This is a genomic window from Corynebacterium sp. KPL4035, assembly GCF_037908325.1.
In the GTDB taxonomy this organism is placed as follows: domain Bacteria; phylum Actinomycetota; class Actinomycetes; order Mycobacteriales; family Mycobacteriaceae; genus Corynebacterium; species Corynebacterium kefirresidentii.
Map to the genome: position 1 here is coordinate 1 of NZ_JBBMGF010000004.1, position 17,518 is coordinate 17,518.

The 17,518-nt window shown below is 58.0% G+C and carries 17 protein-coding genes and 1 tRNA gene; 11 read left to right on the forward strand and 7 right to left on the reverse strand.

The features are described 5' to 3' along the window. The 3 genes from WMP96_RS04940 to WMP96_RS04950 all read left to right on the forward strand — a co-directional run. A partial coding sequence (locus tag WMP96_RS04940) for an HNH endonuclease signature motif containing protein (RefSeq protein WP_340432253.1) occupies positions 1-569 on the forward strand: 569 nt, incomplete at its 5' end. A 144-nt stretch (positions 570-713) separates the two neighbouring features. Further along, on the forward strand, positions 714-1,442 hold the full coding sequence (locus WMP96_RS04945; protein WP_023020834.1) for an ABC transporter ATP-binding protein: 729 nt from the start codon (positions 714-716) through the stop codon (positions 1,440-1,442). Further along, on the forward strand, positions 1,443-3,986 hold the full coding sequence (locus tag WMP96_RS04950) for an ABC transporter permease (protein WP_301716028.1): 2,544 nt from the start codon (positions 1,443-1,445) through the stop codon (positions 3,984-3,986). 54 nt (positions 3,987-4,040) lie between these two features. Here WMP96_RS04950 and WMP96_RS04955 read toward each other — a convergent pair whose 3' ends face one another. The 5 genes from WMP96_RS04955 to WMP96_RS04975 all read right to left on the reverse strand — a co-directional run bounded on the left by WMP96_RS04955 (position 4,041) and on the right by WMP96_RS04975 (position 9,691). Continuing rightward, complete coding sequence (locus WMP96_RS04955; RefSeq protein WP_239207961.1) at positions 4,041-6,350, reverse strand: bifunctional lysylphosphatidylglycerol flippase/synthetase MprF; 2,310 nt, start codon at positions 6,348-6,350, stop codon at positions 4,041-4,043. Next, positions 6,337-7,539, reverse strand: coding sequence for an alpha/beta hydrolase (locus tag WMP96_RS04960; protein WP_340432256.1), 1,203 nt, complete (start codon positions 7,537-7,539; stop codon positions 6,337-6,339). The genes WMP96_RS04955 and WMP96_RS04960 overlap by 14 nt, the downstream gene beginning before the upstream one ends. A gap of 61 nt (positions 7,540-7,600) precedes the next feature. After that, positions 7,601-7,960 carry a fluoride efflux transporter FluC gene (locus WMP96_RS04965; protein WP_301716024.1) on the reverse strand — a complete coding sequence of 120 codons (360 nt, stop codon included), beginning with the start codon at positions 7,958-7,960 and terminating at the stop codon, positions 7,601-7,603. After that, positions 7,957-8,259 (reverse strand): fluoride efflux transporter family protein, encoded by a 303-nt coding sequence (locus WMP96_RS04970; protein WP_301716023.1) that lies wholly within the window; start codon positions 8,257-8,259, stop codon positions 7,957-7,959. Before WMP96_RS04970 ends, WMP96_RS04965 begins: the two co-directional genes overlap by 4 nt. 10 nt (positions 8,260-8,269) lie before the next feature. After that, entirely contained in the window at positions 8,270-9,691 is a 1,422-nt protein-coding gene (locus WMP96_RS04975; protein ID WP_301716022.1) for an alanine/glycine:cation symporter family protein, read from the reverse strand. Between the two features lie 133 nt (positions 9,692-9,824). Between WMP96_RS04975 and pgm the strand changes: the two genes are divergently transcribed. The 4 genes from pgm (at position 9,825) to WMP96_RS04995 (ending at position 12,875) form a co-directional block, all read left to right on the forward strand. Next, positions 9,825-11,441, forward strand: coding sequence for a phosphoglucomutase (alpha-D-glucose-1,6-bisphosphate-dependent) (pgm, locus tag WMP96_RS04980; protein ID WP_301716021.1), 1,617 nt, complete (start codon positions 9,825-9,827; stop codon positions 11,439-11,441). A gap of 16 nt (positions 11,442-11,457) precedes the next feature. Beyond that, positions 11,458-11,922, forward strand: a complete 465-nt coding sequence (locus tag WMP96_RS04985; protein WP_301716020.1) for a MauE/DoxX family redox-associated membrane protein — start codon at positions 11,458-11,460, stop codon at positions 11,920-11,922. Between the two features lie 54 nt (positions 11,923-11,976). Then, entirely contained in the window at positions 11,977-12,726 is a 750-nt protein-coding gene (locus tag WMP96_RS04990) for a DsbA family protein (RefSeq protein ID WP_239207955.1), read from the forward strand. Between the two features lie 76 nt (positions 12,727-12,802). Continuing rightward, positions 12,803-12,875, forward strand: a tRNA-Ala gene (locus WMP96_RS04995). Between the two features lie 53 nt (positions 12,876-12,928). Here the strand turns inward: WMP96_RS04995 and WMP96_RS05000 are convergent. Then, positions 12,929-13,837: an NAD(P)/FAD-dependent oxidoreductase gene (locus WMP96_RS05000; protein ID WP_340432261.1), complete on the reverse strand. Its 909-nt coding sequence runs from the start codon at positions 13,835-13,837 to the stop codon at positions 12,929-12,931. A 78-nt stretch (positions 13,838-13,915) separates the two neighbouring features. Between WMP96_RS05000 and WMP96_RS05005 the strand changes: the two genes are divergently transcribed. Together WMP96_RS05005 and WMP96_RS05010 are read left to right on the forward strand one after the other, a co-directional pair. Continuing rightward, entirely contained in the window at positions 13,916-14,290 is a 375-nt protein-coding gene (locus WMP96_RS05005) for a DUF805 domain-containing protein (RefSeq protein WP_301716018.1), read from the forward strand. 30 nt (positions 14,291-14,320) lie between these two features. Continuing rightward, positions 14,321-15,046: a fructosamine kinase family protein gene (locus WMP96_RS05010; protein WP_239204905.1), complete on the forward strand. Its 726-nt coding sequence runs from the start codon at positions 14,321-14,323 to the stop codon at positions 15,044-15,046. Here the strand turns inward: WMP96_RS05010 and nadE are convergent. Beyond that, positions 15,043-15,864 carry an ammonia-dependent NAD(+) synthetase gene (gene nadE, locus WMP96_RS05015; RefSeq protein WP_301716017.1) on the reverse strand — a complete coding sequence of 274 codons (822 nt, stop codon included), beginning with the start codon at positions 15,862-15,864 and terminating at the stop codon, positions 15,043-15,045. The two genes, WMP96_RS05010 and nadE, sit on opposite strands and share 4 nt — an antisense overlap. A gap of 27 nt (positions 15,865-15,891) precedes the next feature. On the opposite strand from nadE, the gene WMP96_RS05020 reads away from it, so the two are divergent. Beyond that, positions 15,892-17,247, forward strand: a complete 1,356-nt coding sequence (locus WMP96_RS05020) for a sugar porter family MFS transporter (protein WP_301716016.1) — start codon at positions 15,892-15,894, stop codon at positions 17,245-17,247. Between the two features lie 120 nt (positions 17,248-17,367). Then, positions 17,368-17,490 carry a type B 50S ribosomal protein L36 gene (gene ykgO, locus WMP96_RS05025; RefSeq protein WP_003847162.1) on the forward strand — a complete coding sequence of 41 codons (123 nt, stop codon included), beginning with the start codon at positions 17,368-17,370 and terminating at the stop codon, positions 17,488-17,490. The last annotated feature ends 28 nt before the right edge of the window (positions 17,491-17,518 follow it).

Genomic DNA, 17,518 nt, shown 5'->3' on the forward strand with positions numbered 1-17,518 from the left:
AAGCAAAAACAACCAACGCACAAGGCCTAATCGACCTCATCTTGGAAGACACCCACACCAGCGTCGCGATCAACACACTTACCACCAACGAAATCACCAACAGCGTCTACATCCCAGGCGCCGGATGGATAAACATAGGCCACGCGCCCACAGACAACACCTTCATCCGCCGGCTTAATGCCGACGAAATTGACGGATACACCCCAAATGCTGATATCCGCGCCTACACCCAAGGCAGAGACGCCACCTGCCGCTGGCCCGGCTGCACCATCCCCGCCACACAGTGCCAACTAGACCACCGCATCGAATACCACCAAGGCGGACCCACCAGTCCAGACAATCTAGTAAACCTGTGCCAGCATCACCACAACATCAAAACTGACCGCCGCGTCCACTACATCCTCGACCACATCACCGGCACCATCGCCTGGCTCCACCGAGACGGCACCTACCAACTAGACCACGCCACCAGGCCCCTAGCCACACACCAAACACACTGGAACCACACCTGGGCACAATACCTCGCACTACAACAACAAAGAACAAAAAGAGGAACGGCAACAGATTAGGTTGATGGCAACCGGAGTACGGCTCCATGATTGATCTCGCCATGCCTTAGTGTGCCGTTTTCCTCCTCTGGGATGATGCTGGCCGTCGTTCATGGTAGCTAAACTATAAGAGGTAATTTCCCATTTACAAGGAGAATTTGTTTCATGACTGATGCTGCGGCTCGCGCCGTTGACTTGTTCAAGCAATACGGAAGCGATGACACAGCCGTTGTGGCCCTGGATCATGTTTCCATTGAGTTCGGCAAGAGCGAATTCACTGCGATCATGGGCCCATCGGGCTCCGGTAAGTCGACGCTAATGCACACTATGGCTGGTTTGGATTCCGCGACTTCCGGTTCGGCGTTTATCGGCGATACCGATATGTCGGCGCTCAACGACAAGGACATTACGGCGCTGCGCCGTGATCGGCTGGGCTTTATTTTCCAGTCCTTTAACCTTGTTCCTACGCTGACTGCCGCGGAAAACATCACGTTGCCGACCGACATTGCGGGTAAGGACGTCGATAAGCAGTGGTTCGAAGAGGTAACTCGCCGTCTAGGCTTGGCAGAGCGCTTGGAGCACCGACCGGCTGAGCTATCAGGCGGTCAGCAGCAGCGCGTGGCCTGTGCCCGCGCGCTGGTTTCCCGTCCGGAAATTATCTTCGGCGATGAGCCAACCGGCAACCTGGACTCCAATTCTTCGGCCGAGGTGCTCGATATTTTGCGCACGGCAGTGGACAAGGATGACCAAACCGTGGTCATCGTGACGCACGATGCGAAGGCAGCGTCGTACGCGGACCGAGTGGTTTTCCTTGCTGACGGCAAGCTTGTCAACGAGTTGCACAATCCGACGATGGAGGCCATTCACCAGGTAATGGCGGAGATTGAGGGCTAAATGGCACGCGGAAATGCAATGCGCAGGGTGTCCCTGCGCAATATCGTGGCGCATAAGTTGCGCCTTGGGCTGACAATTCTCGCGGTGGTCTTGGGCACAGCGTTTATTGCCGGCTCGTTTATGTTCACCAATTCGCTGAAGTCTACTTTTGACTCCGCCGTGGATAATGAATTTCGTGGCGTGGATGCGGTGGTGAGCCAGAAGGACGACAATGGCGCGAAGCTGGATGAAAAGCTTCGCCAGAAGTTGGCCGATGATGAAGATGTCAAGAACATCAATATTGCGGATTCGGAGACTGTCGTCGCAGCCAATGAGAACTCGGAGGCCTATCAGACTCAGGGCGGTACGGCCAGCGTTGTCCCGTTTTATCCAGAGGATAAGGTCGTTGGCGGTGCCGATAAGCTAAAGGAGGGCGAGGAGCCGAGCGGTAAGGACGAAGTCCTTGTCAATTCCTCCGCGGCGGATAAATACGGAATCTCCGTGGGACAAAAGCTCATTGTGGTTCACCCCGATGAGCAGGATACGGTTACCGTTTCTGGTATCTCGGAGCCCGCCGTCGACCAGGGCGATAGCATCGTGCTGAGCATGGCCGAGAAGGACTACCTGGAGCGCTACGGCGATCCGAGCCAGCTCAAGGTTTCTGCGGCCGAAGGCGTGGATGCGAACGCCTTGGTGGATCACCTAAATGACAAATATGACGTCAAGGCGGAGTCGGGCGAGCGCCTGGCGGAGGAAACCTCTGAGATGATGTCCTCCGCCTTGAAGTTCATTAACTACTTCCTCATTGCGTTCGGCCTGATTGCACTGCTGGTGGGCACGTTTATCATCGCTAATACCTTCTCTATGATTGTCGCGCAGCGCACCAAGGAATTCGCTCTCCTGCGCGCGCTGGGCGCTTCCCGCCGCCAGATTACGAACTCGGTGGTGGTGGAATCTGCCATCGTGGGACTTCTGGGTTCCATTGTCGGCGTCGTTGCCGGCATGGGCTTGGTGGCCATCATTAAGGCAGTAATGAGCGCGAAAGGAATGCCGTTCGACGGTGGCTTGGGCCTGAGCGGTTCGGCCATCGTGGTCCCGATTATTCTGGGCACCATCGTGACGGTCGTGTCCGCGTGGGCCCCGGCACGGCGCGCAGGTCGCGTGCAACCGGTTGAAGCGATGCGCACCACCGAGTCTGCTTCTGCGTCTTCCCTGAAGGTCCGCACAATTTTCGGTGCCATTATTTTGCTGGTTGGCATTGTTGCGGCGTTGGCAGGCGTGCTTTCCGACGGCGAGACGAACGTCCGCGCCGTCCTCGTCGGTGTGGGCGCGTTCGGGATCATTGTCGGATTCTTCTTGGCTGGCCCAGCCCTGTCGCTCCCTTTGGTGCCGACGGTAGGCAAGGTAATCGGTGCGCCTTTCGGTGCTATCGGTTTTTTGGCGGCGACGAACTCGCGTCGCAATCCACGCCGCACGGCAGCCACTGCCTTTGCGCTGACCCTGGGCGTCGCCTTGGTGACGGCAATTGGCATGCTTGGTGCGACGATGAAGTCCTCCGTGGCCGATACCGTGGAGCAGAACATCACCTCCGATTACCTCCTTTCTGGCCCTAGCTCCGGTGAATTCCCAACACCGAAGGACACTGGTAAGCGTGCGGCTGAGGCTGAGGGCGTAGATAAGGCCATCACCATCGGTATGGCCCCAGTAACCGTGGACGGTCAAGCATCGATGGATTATGGCCCACAATTCCAGCAGACCACGACTGCGGATGGAGATCCGTCGTCGATGATTGCGCTCGACATGGTCGAGGGCGATGCCAACTTGGATAAGGGATTCATTGCTACCGAAGACTTTGCCAAGGAACACGGCTGGAAGGTAGGAGAGACCTATAAGGTAGCTTCTGCGGAAAAGGACAAGAAGGCCGAGGCCAAATTGGTCGGCATCTTTAAGCCCACCGATGTGGTGCAGAATATGGTGCTCTCGCAGGAGGTAGCTGAAAAGGTTGCACCGGAGAAGTCCTTTACCGTCCAGATGGTGGGCGTCTTGGGGCAAGAGGGCTATGACAAGGAAGAACTGCGCCATAACCTGGAGGATGCGGTCAAGGATCTGGTTGTGGTTCAGGTCAATTCCGGTGAGGAGTATGCGGGCCAAGCTGCAGGCTTTATTGACCAGATGCTCTCCATCCTTTATGGTCTGCTCGCCCTTGCCGTCATTATTGCGGTGTTGGGCATTGTCAATACCTTGACCTTGGGCGTAATCGAGCGCCGCCAGGAGATCGGTATGTTGCGGGCTGTGGGCACACAACGCCGCCAGATCCGCACGATGATTACCCTGGAGTCCGTGCAGATCGCGCTCTTTGGCGCGGTGATGGGCATCCTCATTGGGCTCGGCTTGGGCTGGTCTTTCATCAAGATCCTCGGCGATGAGGGACTAGACTCTGCGCAGATTCCGTGGGCGATGGTGCTCATTATGCTTGTGGGCTCGGCCCTCGTCGGCATTATCGCGGCAGTATGGCCGTCGCACCGCGCGGCGAAGACGCCGCCATTGGAAGCAATCGCCGACTAGCTGCCTAGTCTAAGGCCTCCCCTCATCACACGTTGAGGGGAGGCCTTAATGCTTTTACGCGGCCATCCATGCCTTGACTGCCGATACCGCATCCTTGGTCTTCATATCGGGCAGGTAGGCGTGCATGGTGGCCAGCGCGATGGAAGGAAGCTTCAATTCATCGTGATAGCACAGGTACCACGGGTGCTCCTCGGGTTGGAATTTGCGCTTGCTGGCCGCGAGGGTGCGGAAGCCGTAGAGCGGTTCGACTTCTTCCCCAATGCGATTGAGGGCGACGTCGAGCCAGTTAGGCTCGTCAGGCTGTCCAGCCAATGGCGCACCGGACAAGGAGATCCAGGCAAGGCCTTCGGACTGGGCAATGAGCATTGCCTCTGAGATGAGGAGCTCAATTACTCCCTTAAAGCCGTGCTCGTTGCGGCGCATGACGTCGAGAACGTAGCCGGTAATAGCACCGTTTTCGTATACCGGCATCCAACTGGTCACACCATGCAAAGTGCCGTCGGCGGATTCAGCAAGCAAAAGCCGGGTGCCGGTCACCGTCATTTCTTCTAAGCCGCCGAGGGTAAAGCCCATCTCGGGTAGGGCCTTGTCGGAAACCCAGTCCTCGCTGAGTGCGCTAATGCGGGCGATAGAGGCTATATCTAGCTCCTCCCACGTGGTCCACCGAGTACTAACTCCTTCCTTCTCGGCTTTGTTTCGGGCCGTGCGCACATTTTGGAATTTCTTTCCTTTGAATTCCACGGATTCGCAGTTGAGGACTGCTTCTTCTGCAACTTGAAGGCGCTTGAGCTGCGGGTGAGCATCCGCGAACTGCGCATTGACGGAATACCACGCCACGGCCCAGCCTTGCTCGGAGGCAAAGCGCTCGAATTCGGCGCTGATATCGCGGCCGACGGGGGCGCCCAGCGTGAGCGCAATGCCATTGGAGACACGGTAGGCCACATAGGAGTCACCGTGGAAGAAGTACCGGTTGGATTTCCACAGCGTCATAAAGGAAAGATGATCGCCGGTGCCGGATTCGAGTAGGCGGCGGGCCGAGTCGCGGTCGGATTCTTGTGCAGGATCAACGGGCCGAGAAAAGCCAAGGTAGAGCCGGACTGCCAGCAGGATCCAGAAGGCGTTTCCAACCCATAGGTAGATGAACCAGGAAAACATCGTTGCCGGCGCGACGTGGTGGGGAAGGATAAGCGCAACAACGGCCGGAACGAAGCGCAGGGGAGTCTCTGCGAGGATGTCGGCAAGATTTGCTGGGGGAACGGTGTTGTGCAACGAGGCTGTAAGGATCCACAAGCCCGCGCCGAGGGAAGAGGCAAGGATGGCGAAGACAATAGTGCGGGTGAAAAATGCGCGGTTTTCGCGGATCCGGAAGAGCGAATAATTGATAAGCAGCATGAATAGCGCCAAGAGCCAGGGCAGGATGACGAGCACGAGGTTGGGCAGGAGGTAGCTCAGGCGGGAATCATCCCAAAGCTGGTAGGTCAGCAACGCGATGGCCAGTACTTGGGTGATAACCGCCATCCACCAAGCGAGCACGCGGCCGCGCATGAGACCAAAGCACACCACCAGCTGGATGATGAATGGCATGATATTGGCTACCAAGGCGCCGATGCCTTGGGCACGGGCGAGATCGACTGCGGCGGTACAGCTGGTAGAAGTTAGCGAATCTGCGCAGACTTGAGTGGCCTCCAGAGCCGAAAGGTGTGGTGCCCACAGGAGCTGTGTGATTTGGGAGAACGGACCTTCGGCCATGGGGTCGAGTGCCACGAAGGCGGGGCCAATGGCTACGCAGGCGATACCGACGGCGAGGAGCACGCGACGCTCCCTGATGGAAGGCGGCGCGGATTCGGGCTTAAAGAGCAATTGGCCAGCCGTAATGGAAAGCATGGCGGCGACGATGCCGAGAACATCTGACATGGTGCCGGAGTAGAGCACAAAAGTGGCGGTAAGCACGATAAGCGAAACGCGCAGTCGGCGGCGCCATAGGCGGGGGAGTAAAGCCGAAGCAAAACCAGCGGCACCGGCGATAAAACCGATAGGGGTGAGGAAGGTATCGCTCAATAAGTCATTGCCCCATCGATTTAGGCCTACGGTCTCAATGCCGCGGGCGAGCACGATGGACAGCGGGACGCTGATGAGCTGGGAGACAACTCCTACCGCCAATGTGCGCAAGGAACCTAAGCGCCATTCAGCGGGAACGAGCCAGAGCACGATGAGCACGGACAAAATAATGGCGCCACCGGGGTGCGCGGTAGTCAGCGCCAGCCAGTGGGAGGTGGGGAAATCCACTAGGTGAAGTGCCCACATAATGACTAAGACGGCTAGGGAAACGGGAAACCTGGTCAGGATGGTTTTAAGAACGGACATCGTGGGCTCCAATTCCATCGAAGGGATCCTTGATAGCGGTCATTCCACCGCGGCTAGCGGCCCAAGCGAAGGATTCGCGCAGGGCTGGGCGCCACACCTGGAAGGAGTGGCCGCCGGGCCGGGTGCCAAAGTAGGTTTTCATGCCGGCGGCGCGGGCGGCATCGGAAAGCGAGCGCAAAGCATTGACCGAAGCAGTGTCCTTATCGCCAGCGATGAAGATGGCCTGGGTAGAGAAGTGCTTGTGGGCGAGCAGGTGGGCGGGGTCTTGGTCATTGAAGGCGGATTCGTCCCCGGCGAAGAATTTCTTCACCGTCGCCGCGTGGTTGCCAATGGTGGGCTCAGCCTCGCCGGAAATGTCGATGATGGAACCATAGGCTTCGGGGCGGTTGGTGGCGATCTGTAGGGAGCAGGTGCCGCCGTAGCTTAATCCGCCCACCGTCCAGGTGCGCTGATCCGGGTTAACTTTGAATTTTTGTTTAATGGCCTGTGGTACGTCCTGGCTGAGGTAGGTCATTACCTTAGCCTGGGAGCTATCGGCGCAAATGGGGTTGGCGGTTTCAGAGCCGGTGGCGTCCACGGCTATGACGATGGGGCTGCGGCCCCCGTTAGCCGCCTGGAATTGGTCTGCAGTTTCGGCCGCCTCGCCCGAACCGAACCACTGATCTGGGCCGCCCGGGTTGCCGTGCAGGAGCACGATGACAGGCAAGGTGTGGTCCGTCCAGTATGCCGGCGGAATATACGCCGTGGCTTGCCGAGCGGCGAAATGGGAGGTGGTGCCGCGAAGATCCACATGGACGATGGCTGCACCAGACTTGGTGTGGGAAAACTCTTCGTAGCTCATTTCCTTTGCCACAGGGCGCGGGTCAAGGGACGCAATATCTGGATAGGTTTGATATTCCATGTTGACGATGCCGACCGTGGCCAAAAGGGAAAAGATTCCGGCGGTGACCGTGACAATCTTGGGTTTGCGTACCAGCGCCGCCACGGGGACGAAGGCGGCGAGGAAGATGTACCACGGTACTTGCCAGTGACGGAGTAGGAACCAAGCAATAATGCACAGCAGGGCGGCGATGACCAGCGGCCACACCTTGCGCTGGAGGAGAATGATGATGGCCGCAATCGCGAGGATGGCGTAAAAGATCACGCCATTGATGGGATCCGCCAAAGGCAGATTCAAAAGGAAACTCACCCGAAAAATATTAGGCTCGAGCGGACCAAAAGTAACTGCTAGTTAGCTGGGAGTTTGCCGCTTAAATCCCGTGATAAATGCGGGCTGCCCAGATGGTGCCGCGCCAGGCTAAAACGATGCCGAGCCCGATGGTCCAGAAGAGATACTTGCTAAGCCGCCACCATTGCCTGCGTTTGATCATTTCTCCTAGTTCCTTGGCTAGCGTGGACCAGGTGGACAGGCCACCTGCAAGGCCGAGGGCGAGGAAGGGGTGGATGAGGGGGGCGTCGGCAAGCTGGGCGAAACCATAAGCCAGGCCGAGGGCGAGGGAACCCAAAATATTCGCCACGAAGGTGCAGTAGGGGGCAGGTAAAAGCCGGGTAAAACCATAGCGGAGGCTGCCGCCTATGAAGCCGCCGAGAAGGACGCATAGAAGATTCATCGCAGCTTGTCACCCGCCAGGTAGCCGCCCACGCAGCCAACGATGGTGGCTAGGACATAGGCTAGGGCGATGGACCAGTGCGCCTCGGAGGTCAGGAAAGCGAAGGTGGCAAAGCTGGTGAAACCGCCCAGCACGCCGGTGCCCCAGAATGGGCTGGGGCGGAAGTAGCCCATGAGCGCGCTGCCAAGGATATTAATGATGAGCAGCGGGATCATGCCGCCGCCGAGCGCTGCGGAGAGTAGGTATCTGGCGGTCGCACCGAGCGCGGCGCCAGCACCCACGACGAGGAATTGAGGCATGCGCCCTATGTTACTTCCAGTCCATTCCTTGGGACTCTACGAACGCGCGCACCTCATCTACCGGCTTAGTGAGCTTGGGGTCGAAGGCGAGATAAGCCTTAGTCTCGCGGGCTACTAGGCCGGAAAGGAGCAGCAGCCCAATGAGGTTCGGGATGGCGATGAGGCCATTGGCCAGATCGGAGAAGGTCCAGGCAAGCTCGAGCTCTGAGACGGAACCGACAAAAAGCAGACAGGCAAAGAACATGCGGTAGGGGATGGAAGCCTTGCTGCCGCACAGGGATTCCAGGGAACGCTCGCCATAATAAGCCCAGGCCATGATGGTGGAAAAGGCGAAGAAAATAATGGAGAGCGAAACGATGGTGCCGCCCCAGTCTCCGGGCAGTACACGAGAGAAGGCCTCAGCCGTCATGATTCCGGCCTCGTCGCGGCCCATGTCCCAGGTGCCACCCACCACAATGACCAAGCCGGTAATGGTGACCACAATGATGGTGTCAATGAAGGTTTGCGTCATGGAGACTAGCCCCTGGCGCGCCGGGTGCGGGGTTTTGGCGGCCGCCGCGGCGATGGCGGCGGAGCCCATGCCGGACTCATTAGAGAAGATGCCGCGGGCGACGCCGTATTGAATGGCCATCATGATGGTCGAGCCCACGAAGCCGCCGCCTGCGGCCGTGCCGGTGAAGGCATCGCTGAAAATCATGGCAAAGGCGGCGGGAAGCTCTGCGGCATGGGAGAAAATCACGTACAGCCCGCCAAGAACATAAACGATGATCATTAAAGGCACGAAGGCCGCGGTGATGCGGCCGATGGCCTGGATTCCCCCGAGGAGTACGGAGCCTACCAAGACGAACAGGATTGCACCGGTGGCCGCTGGGGCGATGCCGAAAGTGGATTCCATATTGGTGGCCACGGCATTGGCTTGGGCGAGGTTGCCGATGCCAAAGGAGGCGCAGATTGCGAAGATGGCAAAGAAGACAGCTAGCACGGAGCCGAGCAGTCCGGGGATGCCGCGCTTGAGATATTGCTGGGGGCCGCCGGACATCTCGCCCTTGGAATCGGTGGTGCGAAAACGCACTCCGAGGTACGCCTCGGTGTATTTGGAGGCCATGCCCACTAGGCCCGTAATCCAGATCCATACCAGCGCGCCGGGGCCACCAATAGACAGCGCGGTGGCCACCCCCACGATATTTCCCACGCCTACGGTGGCGGCAAGGGCGGTGGTCAGCGCCTGATAATTGGAAATATCTCCTTCGGTGGACTCATCATCAGAGTCTGTGGCAAAGACGTGGCGCGTCGCACGCCCTAGCGTCCGGAACTGGAGGCCACCCAAACGGATTGTCAGCCACAGGCCCGTGCCCAACAGGAGTGGAATGAGGATGAATGGTCCCCAGACCACGGTGCTGATGGCGGAGAGAATGGAATTAAGCGAGTCCATTCTGCAAATCTAGCGAACTATAGAAATGGAGTAAATTTGGCCATACCCCCAGCCGGGGGATCATCCGTCCTGCGCAATCACTGGGGAGAAGGCAAGCTATAGCTATACGGACCCCAACCCCAAGGAGTACGCCATGGCCCACGAGCGCGCCGGCACGCTTGCACAACCATCGGACCTCATTGACATCGCAGAATTGGTCACCGCCTACTACACCCGCACCCCGGATGCGGAGAACCCAGACCAGCAGGTCTCCTTTGGTACCTCTGGGCATCGCGGTTCCGCACTCGACTGCGCTTTCAATGAGGCGCATATCCTGGCGATCACCCAAGCCATTGTGGACTATCGCGCAGAGCAAGGCGTTACCGGGGCAATTTTTATCGGCCGCGATACCCATGCGCTATCCGAGCCCGCCATGGTCTCCGCCCTCGAGGTGCTGCTGGCCAATGAGCTGGAGGTTCGCGTCGACGATCGCGGCCGCTATACCCCGACTCCGGCGGTGTCCCACGCGATTTTGACCCACCCCGGTACCGACGGCATTGTGATTACTCCTTCGCATAACCCTCCGCGCGATGGTGGTTTCAAGTACAACCCGCCAACCGGCGGCCCGGCCGATGCGCAGGCAACCGATTGGATTGCAGGGCGCGCCAACGACTACTTGCGCGCCGGGCTGGAGGGCGTGAAGCGGACGTCTGTCGCGGGCGTGCTGGACGAGCGCTGCGTGAAGCACGACTACGTACAAAACTTTGTTGCTGACCTAGAAAACGTGGTGGATATGCAGGCCATCAAGGATTCCGGCCTGCGCATCGGCGCTGATCCCATGGGTGGTGCCTCGGTGGACTATTGGCAGGCCATTGCGGATCACTACGGACTGAATATGACCGTGGTCAACCCTGAGGTGGACTCCACGTTCCGCTTTATGACCTTGGATACGGACGGCAAGATCCGCATGGATTGTTCTTCGCCGTATGCCATGGCCTCGCTTATCGACGCCCGCTCAAGCTTCGATCTTGCCACCGGCAACGACGCCGATGCGGATCGCCATGGCATTGTCACTCCCGATGCTGGCCTGATGAATCCCAATCATTACCTCGCCGTGGCTATTGAGTACCTCTTCAGCCACCGTCCGCAGTGGGGGAATGCCGGTGTGGGAAAGACTTTGGTGTCCTCCTCCATGATTGACCGCGTGGTGGAAAGCCTTGACCGGGAGCTGGTGGAGGTTCCCGTCGGCTTCAAATGGTTTGTGCCGGGGCTGGTGGAAGGCACCATTGGTTTCGGTGGCGAAGAATCGGCCGGTGCTTCCTTCCTACGCTTCGATGGCTCCGTATGGTCTACCGACAAGGATGGCATCATTATGGATCTGCTTGCCGCGGAGATCACCGCGGTAACGGGCAAGAGCCCGTCCCAGCGCTATGCAGAGCTGGCGGAAAAATTCGGTGCCCCAGCCTATGCCCGTACCGACGCCCCAGCTAACCGCGAGCAAAAGGCCATCCTCAAGAAGCTATCTCCCGAAAAAGTCAGCGCTACGGAACTTGCAGGGGAGGAGATCGTGGCCAAATTAACCGAGGCTCCCGGCAACGGTGCCGCCATCGGCGGCCTGAAGGTGGCGACTAAGAATGCGTGGTTCGCTGCCCGCCCTTCTGGTACGGAAGATAAATACAAAATCTATGCGGAGTCTTTCCTAGGTGAGGAGCATCTCAGAAAGGTACAAGCAGAAGCACAGGCAGTTGTTACCCATGTATTAGAGGTTTAACGCTAAACTCATCCTCGTGAGTAGCAAGAATAAAGGGAAGCTGGTGCTCGATATCATCAGCTTCATCGCCCGCTTTGGCATGGCCTGGGTGTGGATTGAAGCCGGCGTGCACAAGCTCGGCAAAACTCTGGACATGACCCAAGCCATCAAAGGCTATGACATTTTTACGCCTGAGTGGGCTGGTTACCTAGCAACGGTCATTGGTCCATTGGAAGTTATCGGTGGCGTGCTCTTGCTTCTCGGGCTGTTTTTGCGGAGGTCCTCCATCGTGGCAACCATCGTGCTGCTGTTGTTTATGGTGGGCATCGCGCAGGCTTGGGCCCGCGGTCTAGATATTGACTGCGGATGCTTTGGCTATGACGCCCAAAATCCTGACCGCGGAATGGATTATGCGAAGACGCTGTTGCGCGATGCCGCGTATCTATTCCTCACTGTTTGGACTATTAAACGCCCTTTCACTAAGTTTGCCCTTCACCCCTGATAGGTGGGCAAGGTAGGCTGTATTGGTCCGAAAATTTTCAAAGGCAAGGTTCAAATGAGCAAAGTAACTGACCCGAACGCCAAGGGTGGCAACGGTTTTATCTGGGGAGTCGGCGTACTCCTTGTCATCATTGCCGTTGTCATTGGCTACATCGTGTGGAATGGCAAGCAGTCGTCCACAGATTCTGTCGGTGACCTTGAAGCCCAGGACGTGAATATGTCCATGGAATACAACGACGGAGCTATCACCCTTAAGTCTGACAGTGCCAAGAAGGACACCCCTGAGGTGGATTTGTATGAGGACTTCTCCTGTCCTCACTGTGCTGAATTAGCTCAGGCTACCGACGGTGACATGAAGAAGGCCATCGAAGATGGCAAGCTGATTGTTCACGTGCGCACCCTCAACTTCTTGGATGGCAAGGATATTGAAAACCAAGAAGGCTACTCCACTAAGGCGGCAGCCGCGATGTCTGAGCTGTCTAAGTCCGGTGACGTTAAGACCTACTGGAACCTGCGTGATTACATGCTGCAAAACCAGCAAACGGTGGCTTCTTCTTGGGAGATTGCGGACATCGCAGAAGCAGCCAAGAAGCTTGGCGCGGAAGATGATGTTGTTGACTCCATGAAGGACGTGGATATCAAGCAGGGCAATAAGGTTGCGAAGACCAACTACGACAAGCTGGATAAAGAAACCGGCTCTGTCTCTTCGCCGCGTATTGTTCAAAATGGCAAGGATGTTCCAACCGAAAAGGATCAAAAGGCCGGCAAGAACCTGGGCGATTGGGTAGAAATCGTCACCCAGTAGCAGGCGATTTGGAGAGTTAAATGCCCTCCATGTATATTTAAGCGAGTTGCAGCCCACAAGGTTGCACCTCGTTTGAGGGGCTATGGCGCAGCTGGTAGCGCACCACACTGGCAGTGTGGGGGTCACGGGTTCGAATCCCGTTAGCTCCACAATATAAAGGAGAGGAACATTAGTTCCTCTCCTTTTTGTTTGTCTCGGGTGTCTATAGTTTCGCTAAGTCCTCATCAAGCATGCACTGGTCGATAGCAATGCCGACGGCGGCGCCGCTACCCATCGCTTGGGAGACCTGATCCGGCGAACTGACTACATTGCCGGCTGCCCATAGGCGCGATACTGAGGCTTGGCCACGCTCTGCTTTGACCCAGCCATTGGCCGGTTCGCAACCAGCATCCCGTAACAGTGCATCGTTGGGCAGAAAATCGGGCCCAGTAAAGGATGCTTCGTAGATGTGTGCTCCATCGGCACTGTGTACTTCTACGCCGGTGGGCGAGGCCTGATCCGGCTGGACTTGTGTCACCTTCGCATCGTTTATCTCTACGCCCAATCCGGCGAGCTGGGTGCGGTCAAGCCCGGTGAGCTCAAGGCCGTTGGTGTAGAAGGTCAGAGCACTCGTCCACTTAGAAAGCAGTTTGCTAATGCGGATAGTAAAAGGCGGATTCGCGCCGCCAATGAGCACAACCTTCTTCCCCTTGACCTCATGGCCGTGGCAATAAGGGCAGTGAAAGATGCGCGTTCCCCATAAATCACTAAGACCAGGGACATCAGGGAGCTTGTCTGTGAGGCCAGTAGCAACGAGGGCATGGCGGGATTCTAGAAGCGTGTCATCGGTGAGTCTTATTTGCCACGGGGCCTGCTCGGAAGGTCGGGAGAGGCTTTCTACCGTGGCGTGGGTAATGGTGCCGCCGAATTTTTTAACCTCCGCGTGGCCGCGTTCGAGCAACTCGGTGGGAGCCACGCCATCGAGGCCGAGGACGCCGTGGGAATGTTCGCTGAAGCGATTGCGGGGAGTGCCGGAATCGATAACCTGAACATTCCGGTTAGCGCGGGCCAAAGTGATGGCAGCGGCGGTGCCGGCAAAACCTCCGCCGATGATGATGACGTCTGATTGCATTGCTCATCCTTTATGGGAAGTGGGTAGCATGGTTCGCAGCCGAGTATATGCAGCCAACGTCGAAGGGGCCCGCGCGTTATGACTTACGAATCCACGGGGTTCTTTGCACGCGATGCGCTCTACGGGGCGTCTCCTGCACAGGCAGTGGGCAGGTTCTTTATTCGATACTTCAACTTCCTTGGTCGAGCGTCTGTGAGTGAGTTCTGGTGGGTATTTGGCTTTCTAGTGTTGATTTCAGTGCCCATTAACGCCGTCGATCAGCATTATGGCGTGAATATCAAGCCTGTTGTAAAAGGATTTCTTGCTATGCCGGTCGTTTCCTTAATTTTCCGGCGGTTGCACGATTCTGGGAGAACGGGGTTTTTATGCTTGATCGGGTTTATCCCCGTGTTCGGTGGGTTAGCGCTTCTATTCATGATGTGTTTGCCCACGCGGGAGCGCGCGGCGCTTTAAAAATTTCCCTGCCGGATTAGGCTGGGCGTCATGCAGACTTTTTCAAAGCGAGTACGCGACACGGATCAAGCTGGCGCCGAGGCGGCAGGATTGCGGTGGCTTGGGGAAGCTACCGATGCGGTGGTCAACGTAGTAAGCGCCGACGGGCTAGAGATCGTTACCGAGCGCGTGGACGAGGTCATGCCCACGCCGGAGGCGGCGAGGAAGTTTGGTGCGGAGTTGGCTCGCATGCACCACGCAGGAGCCGAAGCGTTTGGCGCACCTCCTGCCGGATGGGAGGGAAAGAACTTCATCGGCAGCATCGAGCAAGACTGCATCCCGACGGATAACTGGGGTGAGTTCTACGTCGAACAGCGCGTGCTGCCTTTTGCGGAACTGGCTGGGATTAGTTCGGCGCAGTTGGATTTGGTAAGGCGAGCTTGCGATGCCATCGCCGCGCGCAGTTGGGATGTGGCGCCGGCTCGCATCCACGGTGACCTGTGGGCGGGAAACCTGCTCTTTGGTTCCGATGGCGGCATCATGATTGACCCCGCTGCCCACGGCGGGCATCCGCATACGGATTTGGGAATGCTGGCCCTTTTCGGGGCACCATACCTAGAAGAAATTTTCCAGGGCTATGGTGCGCCGAAAGATATCGAGAATTGGATTCCTATGCATCAGCTGCATCCACTAGCGGTGCATGCGCTCACGCACGGTGCAAGCTATAACCGGCCGCTGGAGCGTGCGGCTGCCGCAACCTTGGAGGCACTGGCCTAAAGGTTTGGCCCCTGCGGCATGATGCGTTTATGAGCGCCGCGGCGCCATAGGGTTTCGATGCGTTCGCGGGCGGCATCGGGAACCGCCTTTCCCTCCAAGTAGTCATCGATGTGGGCGTAGGTGACGCCGAGGCCTTCTTCGTCGGGAAGCTGGGGCTTATCGTCTTCCAAGTCCGCGGTGGGGACCTTCTCCCAGGTAGAGCGCGGGGCGCCGAGGTGCTCTAGGAGGGCGGCGCCCTGGCGTTTATTGAGCCCGGCCAAGGGGAGGAGGTCTGCCGCACCATCGCCCCACTTAGTGAAGAAAGCAGTGACGTTTTCCGCCGCATGATCGGTGCCGATGACGAGGGCGCCGACCTCGCTGGCGATGGCGTACTGGGCGGTCATGCGCAGGCGGGCCTTAGTATTGCCGCGGTTGAAATCGGTGACGTCGGCAAGCTGCACAGCATCCGCCACCTGCTCGTCGAGGGCGAGGGTGGCCGGCTTGATATTGACGGTGGGGCGGTGATCGGGCTGGATGAAATCCAGGGCAATCTGGGCATCGTCCTCATCGGCCTGCACACCGTGAGGCAGACGTACGGCCCAAAACTCCGCGCCGTCGACGCGGTCCACCGCCAGTTGCGCGAGCTTTCCTGCCAAGGTGGAATCCTGGCCGCCCGAAATCCCCAGCACGTAGCCCTTAGCGCCGGTGGTGCGCAGGTAGTCAACCAAGAAATCCACGCGGCGCTGGACTTCCGCTTCTGGATCGATAAAGGGGCGTACACCCAGGGCTTTTATGATGGTTTGCTGCAGGTTTTCGGCATCGTTCGACATGACGTTCATGGTAGCCGCCTGACACAATATTGTGCTGTGAATAAGGAAGTTTATGTCAAGGTAGTAGCTGGCATAGCGGCCCTCGGCGGGCTGCTTTTTGGTTACGACACCGGAGTGATGTCCGGTGCCTTGCTTTTTATTAGCCCCGAATTCGACATGAGCGCCCACCAAGAGGGGTGGGTGACCTCGATGCTGCTTGTGGGGGCGGCTGTTGGTGCGCTGACAGCCGGGCGCATCGCCGATAGGTTTGGCCGCCGCTTCACACTGATTGCGGGTGGCATCATTTTCGTGCTGGGCTCCATCTGGTGCGCCCTGTCCGGATCGGTGGGCATGCTGGCCACGGCGCGCACGTTCTTGGGCTTTGCAGTAGGTGCGGTCTCCATCGTTTCGCCCATGTACATCGCGGAAATCGTGCCCGCCAAGGTGCGCGGGCGCATGGTCTCGCTCAATACCCTGGCGATTGTGGTGGGTCAGTTGATGGCCTACTTGGTCAACTCCGCGTTGGCCTCTACTGGCAGCTGGGAGTGGATGCTGGGCTTGGCCGCCGTGCCAGGACTCGCGTTGGCGCTCGGAATGGTGTTTCTGCCAGAGACGCCGGTATGGCTAGCGACGAACGGCAAGATGGCTCGTGCTCAAGAAATTGCCGGGCGCGCCGGAATGGATATTTCGGAGCTGACTTCGCAGGAGACCGCGCGCAAGTCCAGCGGGTCTGAGTGGAAGGCTCTTGCTGCCAACCGGTGGATGCAGATTACGGTGCTGCTGGCCATGCTGATGGGGCTCACACAGCAGATTACCGGTGTGAACGCCATCGTGTACTTCGCGCCGACCCTGATGAATCAGGTGGGGATTTCTACGGCCAATTCGGTCTATACTTCCATCGTTATCGGCACGGTATCCGTGCTCGCCTGCTGGGTGGGCCTAAAGGTAGTAGACCGCATTGGGCGCAAGCGCTTATTGCTCATCGGCCTGACCGGCAACGTGGTCTCGCTATTCATTCTTTCCTTCGCCTATTCCCACGCCCAGGATTCCACCGCTATGGCTATGGTCTCTTTGGTATTTATGGCGCTGTTTATTGCCTTCCAACAGGCGGCGGTCTCACCCACGACGTGGTTGCTTATCTCCGAGCTAGTGCCGCTGCAGGTACGTGGTCTAGGCATGGGCATTGCGGGACTATCGTTGTGGGCCACCAACTGGGCCGTGGCGCAGTACTTCTTGCCGCTAGTGGAGTGGCTGACTGGCCCGGTGGCGTTTATGGTCTTTGGAGTCTTTGGTCTCATCGCCATTGCCTATACCCGCATTTTGGTTCCAGAGACAATGGGACGTAGCCTGGATGAGGTAGGCGAGGAGATGAAGTCGCGCTACGAGCGCGAGTCCGCAGTCGTCAAGCCTTAGTGTTTTGGTATTGACGGCCGTGTGAGGTAAAATTTTTCTTCGTGTCATGGCTGGGGATTCCCAGTCCGTGCTTTACTTATTCAACCGCATGTAGATTGCGCATAACGAAAGGAGCGCCCGATGAAGGTCCGTAAGTCCCTTCGGTCGCTGAAGAAGAAGCCGGGCGCCCAGGTTATTCGCCGCCACGGTAAGGTCTTCGTGATCAACAAGAAGGATCCCCGTTTCAAGGCTCGTCAGGGCTAATTGATTCGCGATTCCATCCGCTCCCTCC

Coding starts and splice junctions, on each gene's coding strand:
- WMP96_RS04945 (WP_023020834.1), top strand. CDS start 714: ATGACTGATGCTGCGGCTCGCGCCGTTGACTTGTTCAAGCAATACGGA.
- WMP96_RS04950 (WP_301716028.1), top strand. CDS start 1,443: ATGGCACGCGGAAATGCAATGCGCAGGGTGTCCCTGCGCAATATCGTG.
- WMP96_RS04955 (WP_239207961.1), bottom strand. CDS start 6,350: ATGTCCGTTCTTAAAACCATCCTGACCAGGTTTCCCGTTTCCCTAGCC.
- WMP96_RS04965 (WP_301716024.1), bottom strand. CDS start 7,960: ATGAATCTTCTATGCGTCCTTCTCGGCGGCTTCATAGGCGGCAGCCTC.
- WMP96_RS04970 (WP_301716023.1), bottom strand. CDS start 8,259: ATGCCTCAATTCCTCGTCGTGGGTGCTGGCGCCGCGCTCGGTGCGACC.
- WMP96_RS04975 (WP_301716022.1), bottom strand. CDS start 9,691: ATGGACTCGCTTAATTCCATTCTCTCCGCCATCAGCACCGTGGTCTGG.
- pgm (WP_301716021.1), top strand. CDS start 9,825: ATGGCCCACGAGCGCGCCGGCACGCTTGCACAACCATCGGACCTCATT.
- WMP96_RS04990 (WP_239207955.1), top strand. CDS start 11,977: ATGAGCAAAGTAACTGACCCGAACGCCAAGGGTGGCAACGGTTTTATC.
- WMP96_RS05000 (WP_340432261.1), bottom strand. CDS start 13,837: ATGCAATCAGACGTCATCATCATCGGCGGAGGTTTTGCCGGCACCGCC.
- WMP96_RS05005 (WP_301716018.1), top strand. CDS start 13,916: ATGACTTACGAATCCACGGGGTTCTTTGCACGCGATGCGCTCTACGGG.
- WMP96_RS05010 (WP_239204905.1), top strand. CDS start 14,321: ATGCAGACTTTTTCAAAGCGAGTACGCGACACGGATCAAGCTGGCGCC.
- nadE (WP_301716017.1), bottom strand. CDS start 15,864: ATGAACGTCATGTCGAACGATGCCGAAAACCTGCAGCAAACCATCATA.
- ykgO (WP_003847162.1), top strand. CDS start 17,368: ATGAAGGTCCGTAAGTCCCTTCGGTCGCTGAAGAAGAAGCCGGGCGCC.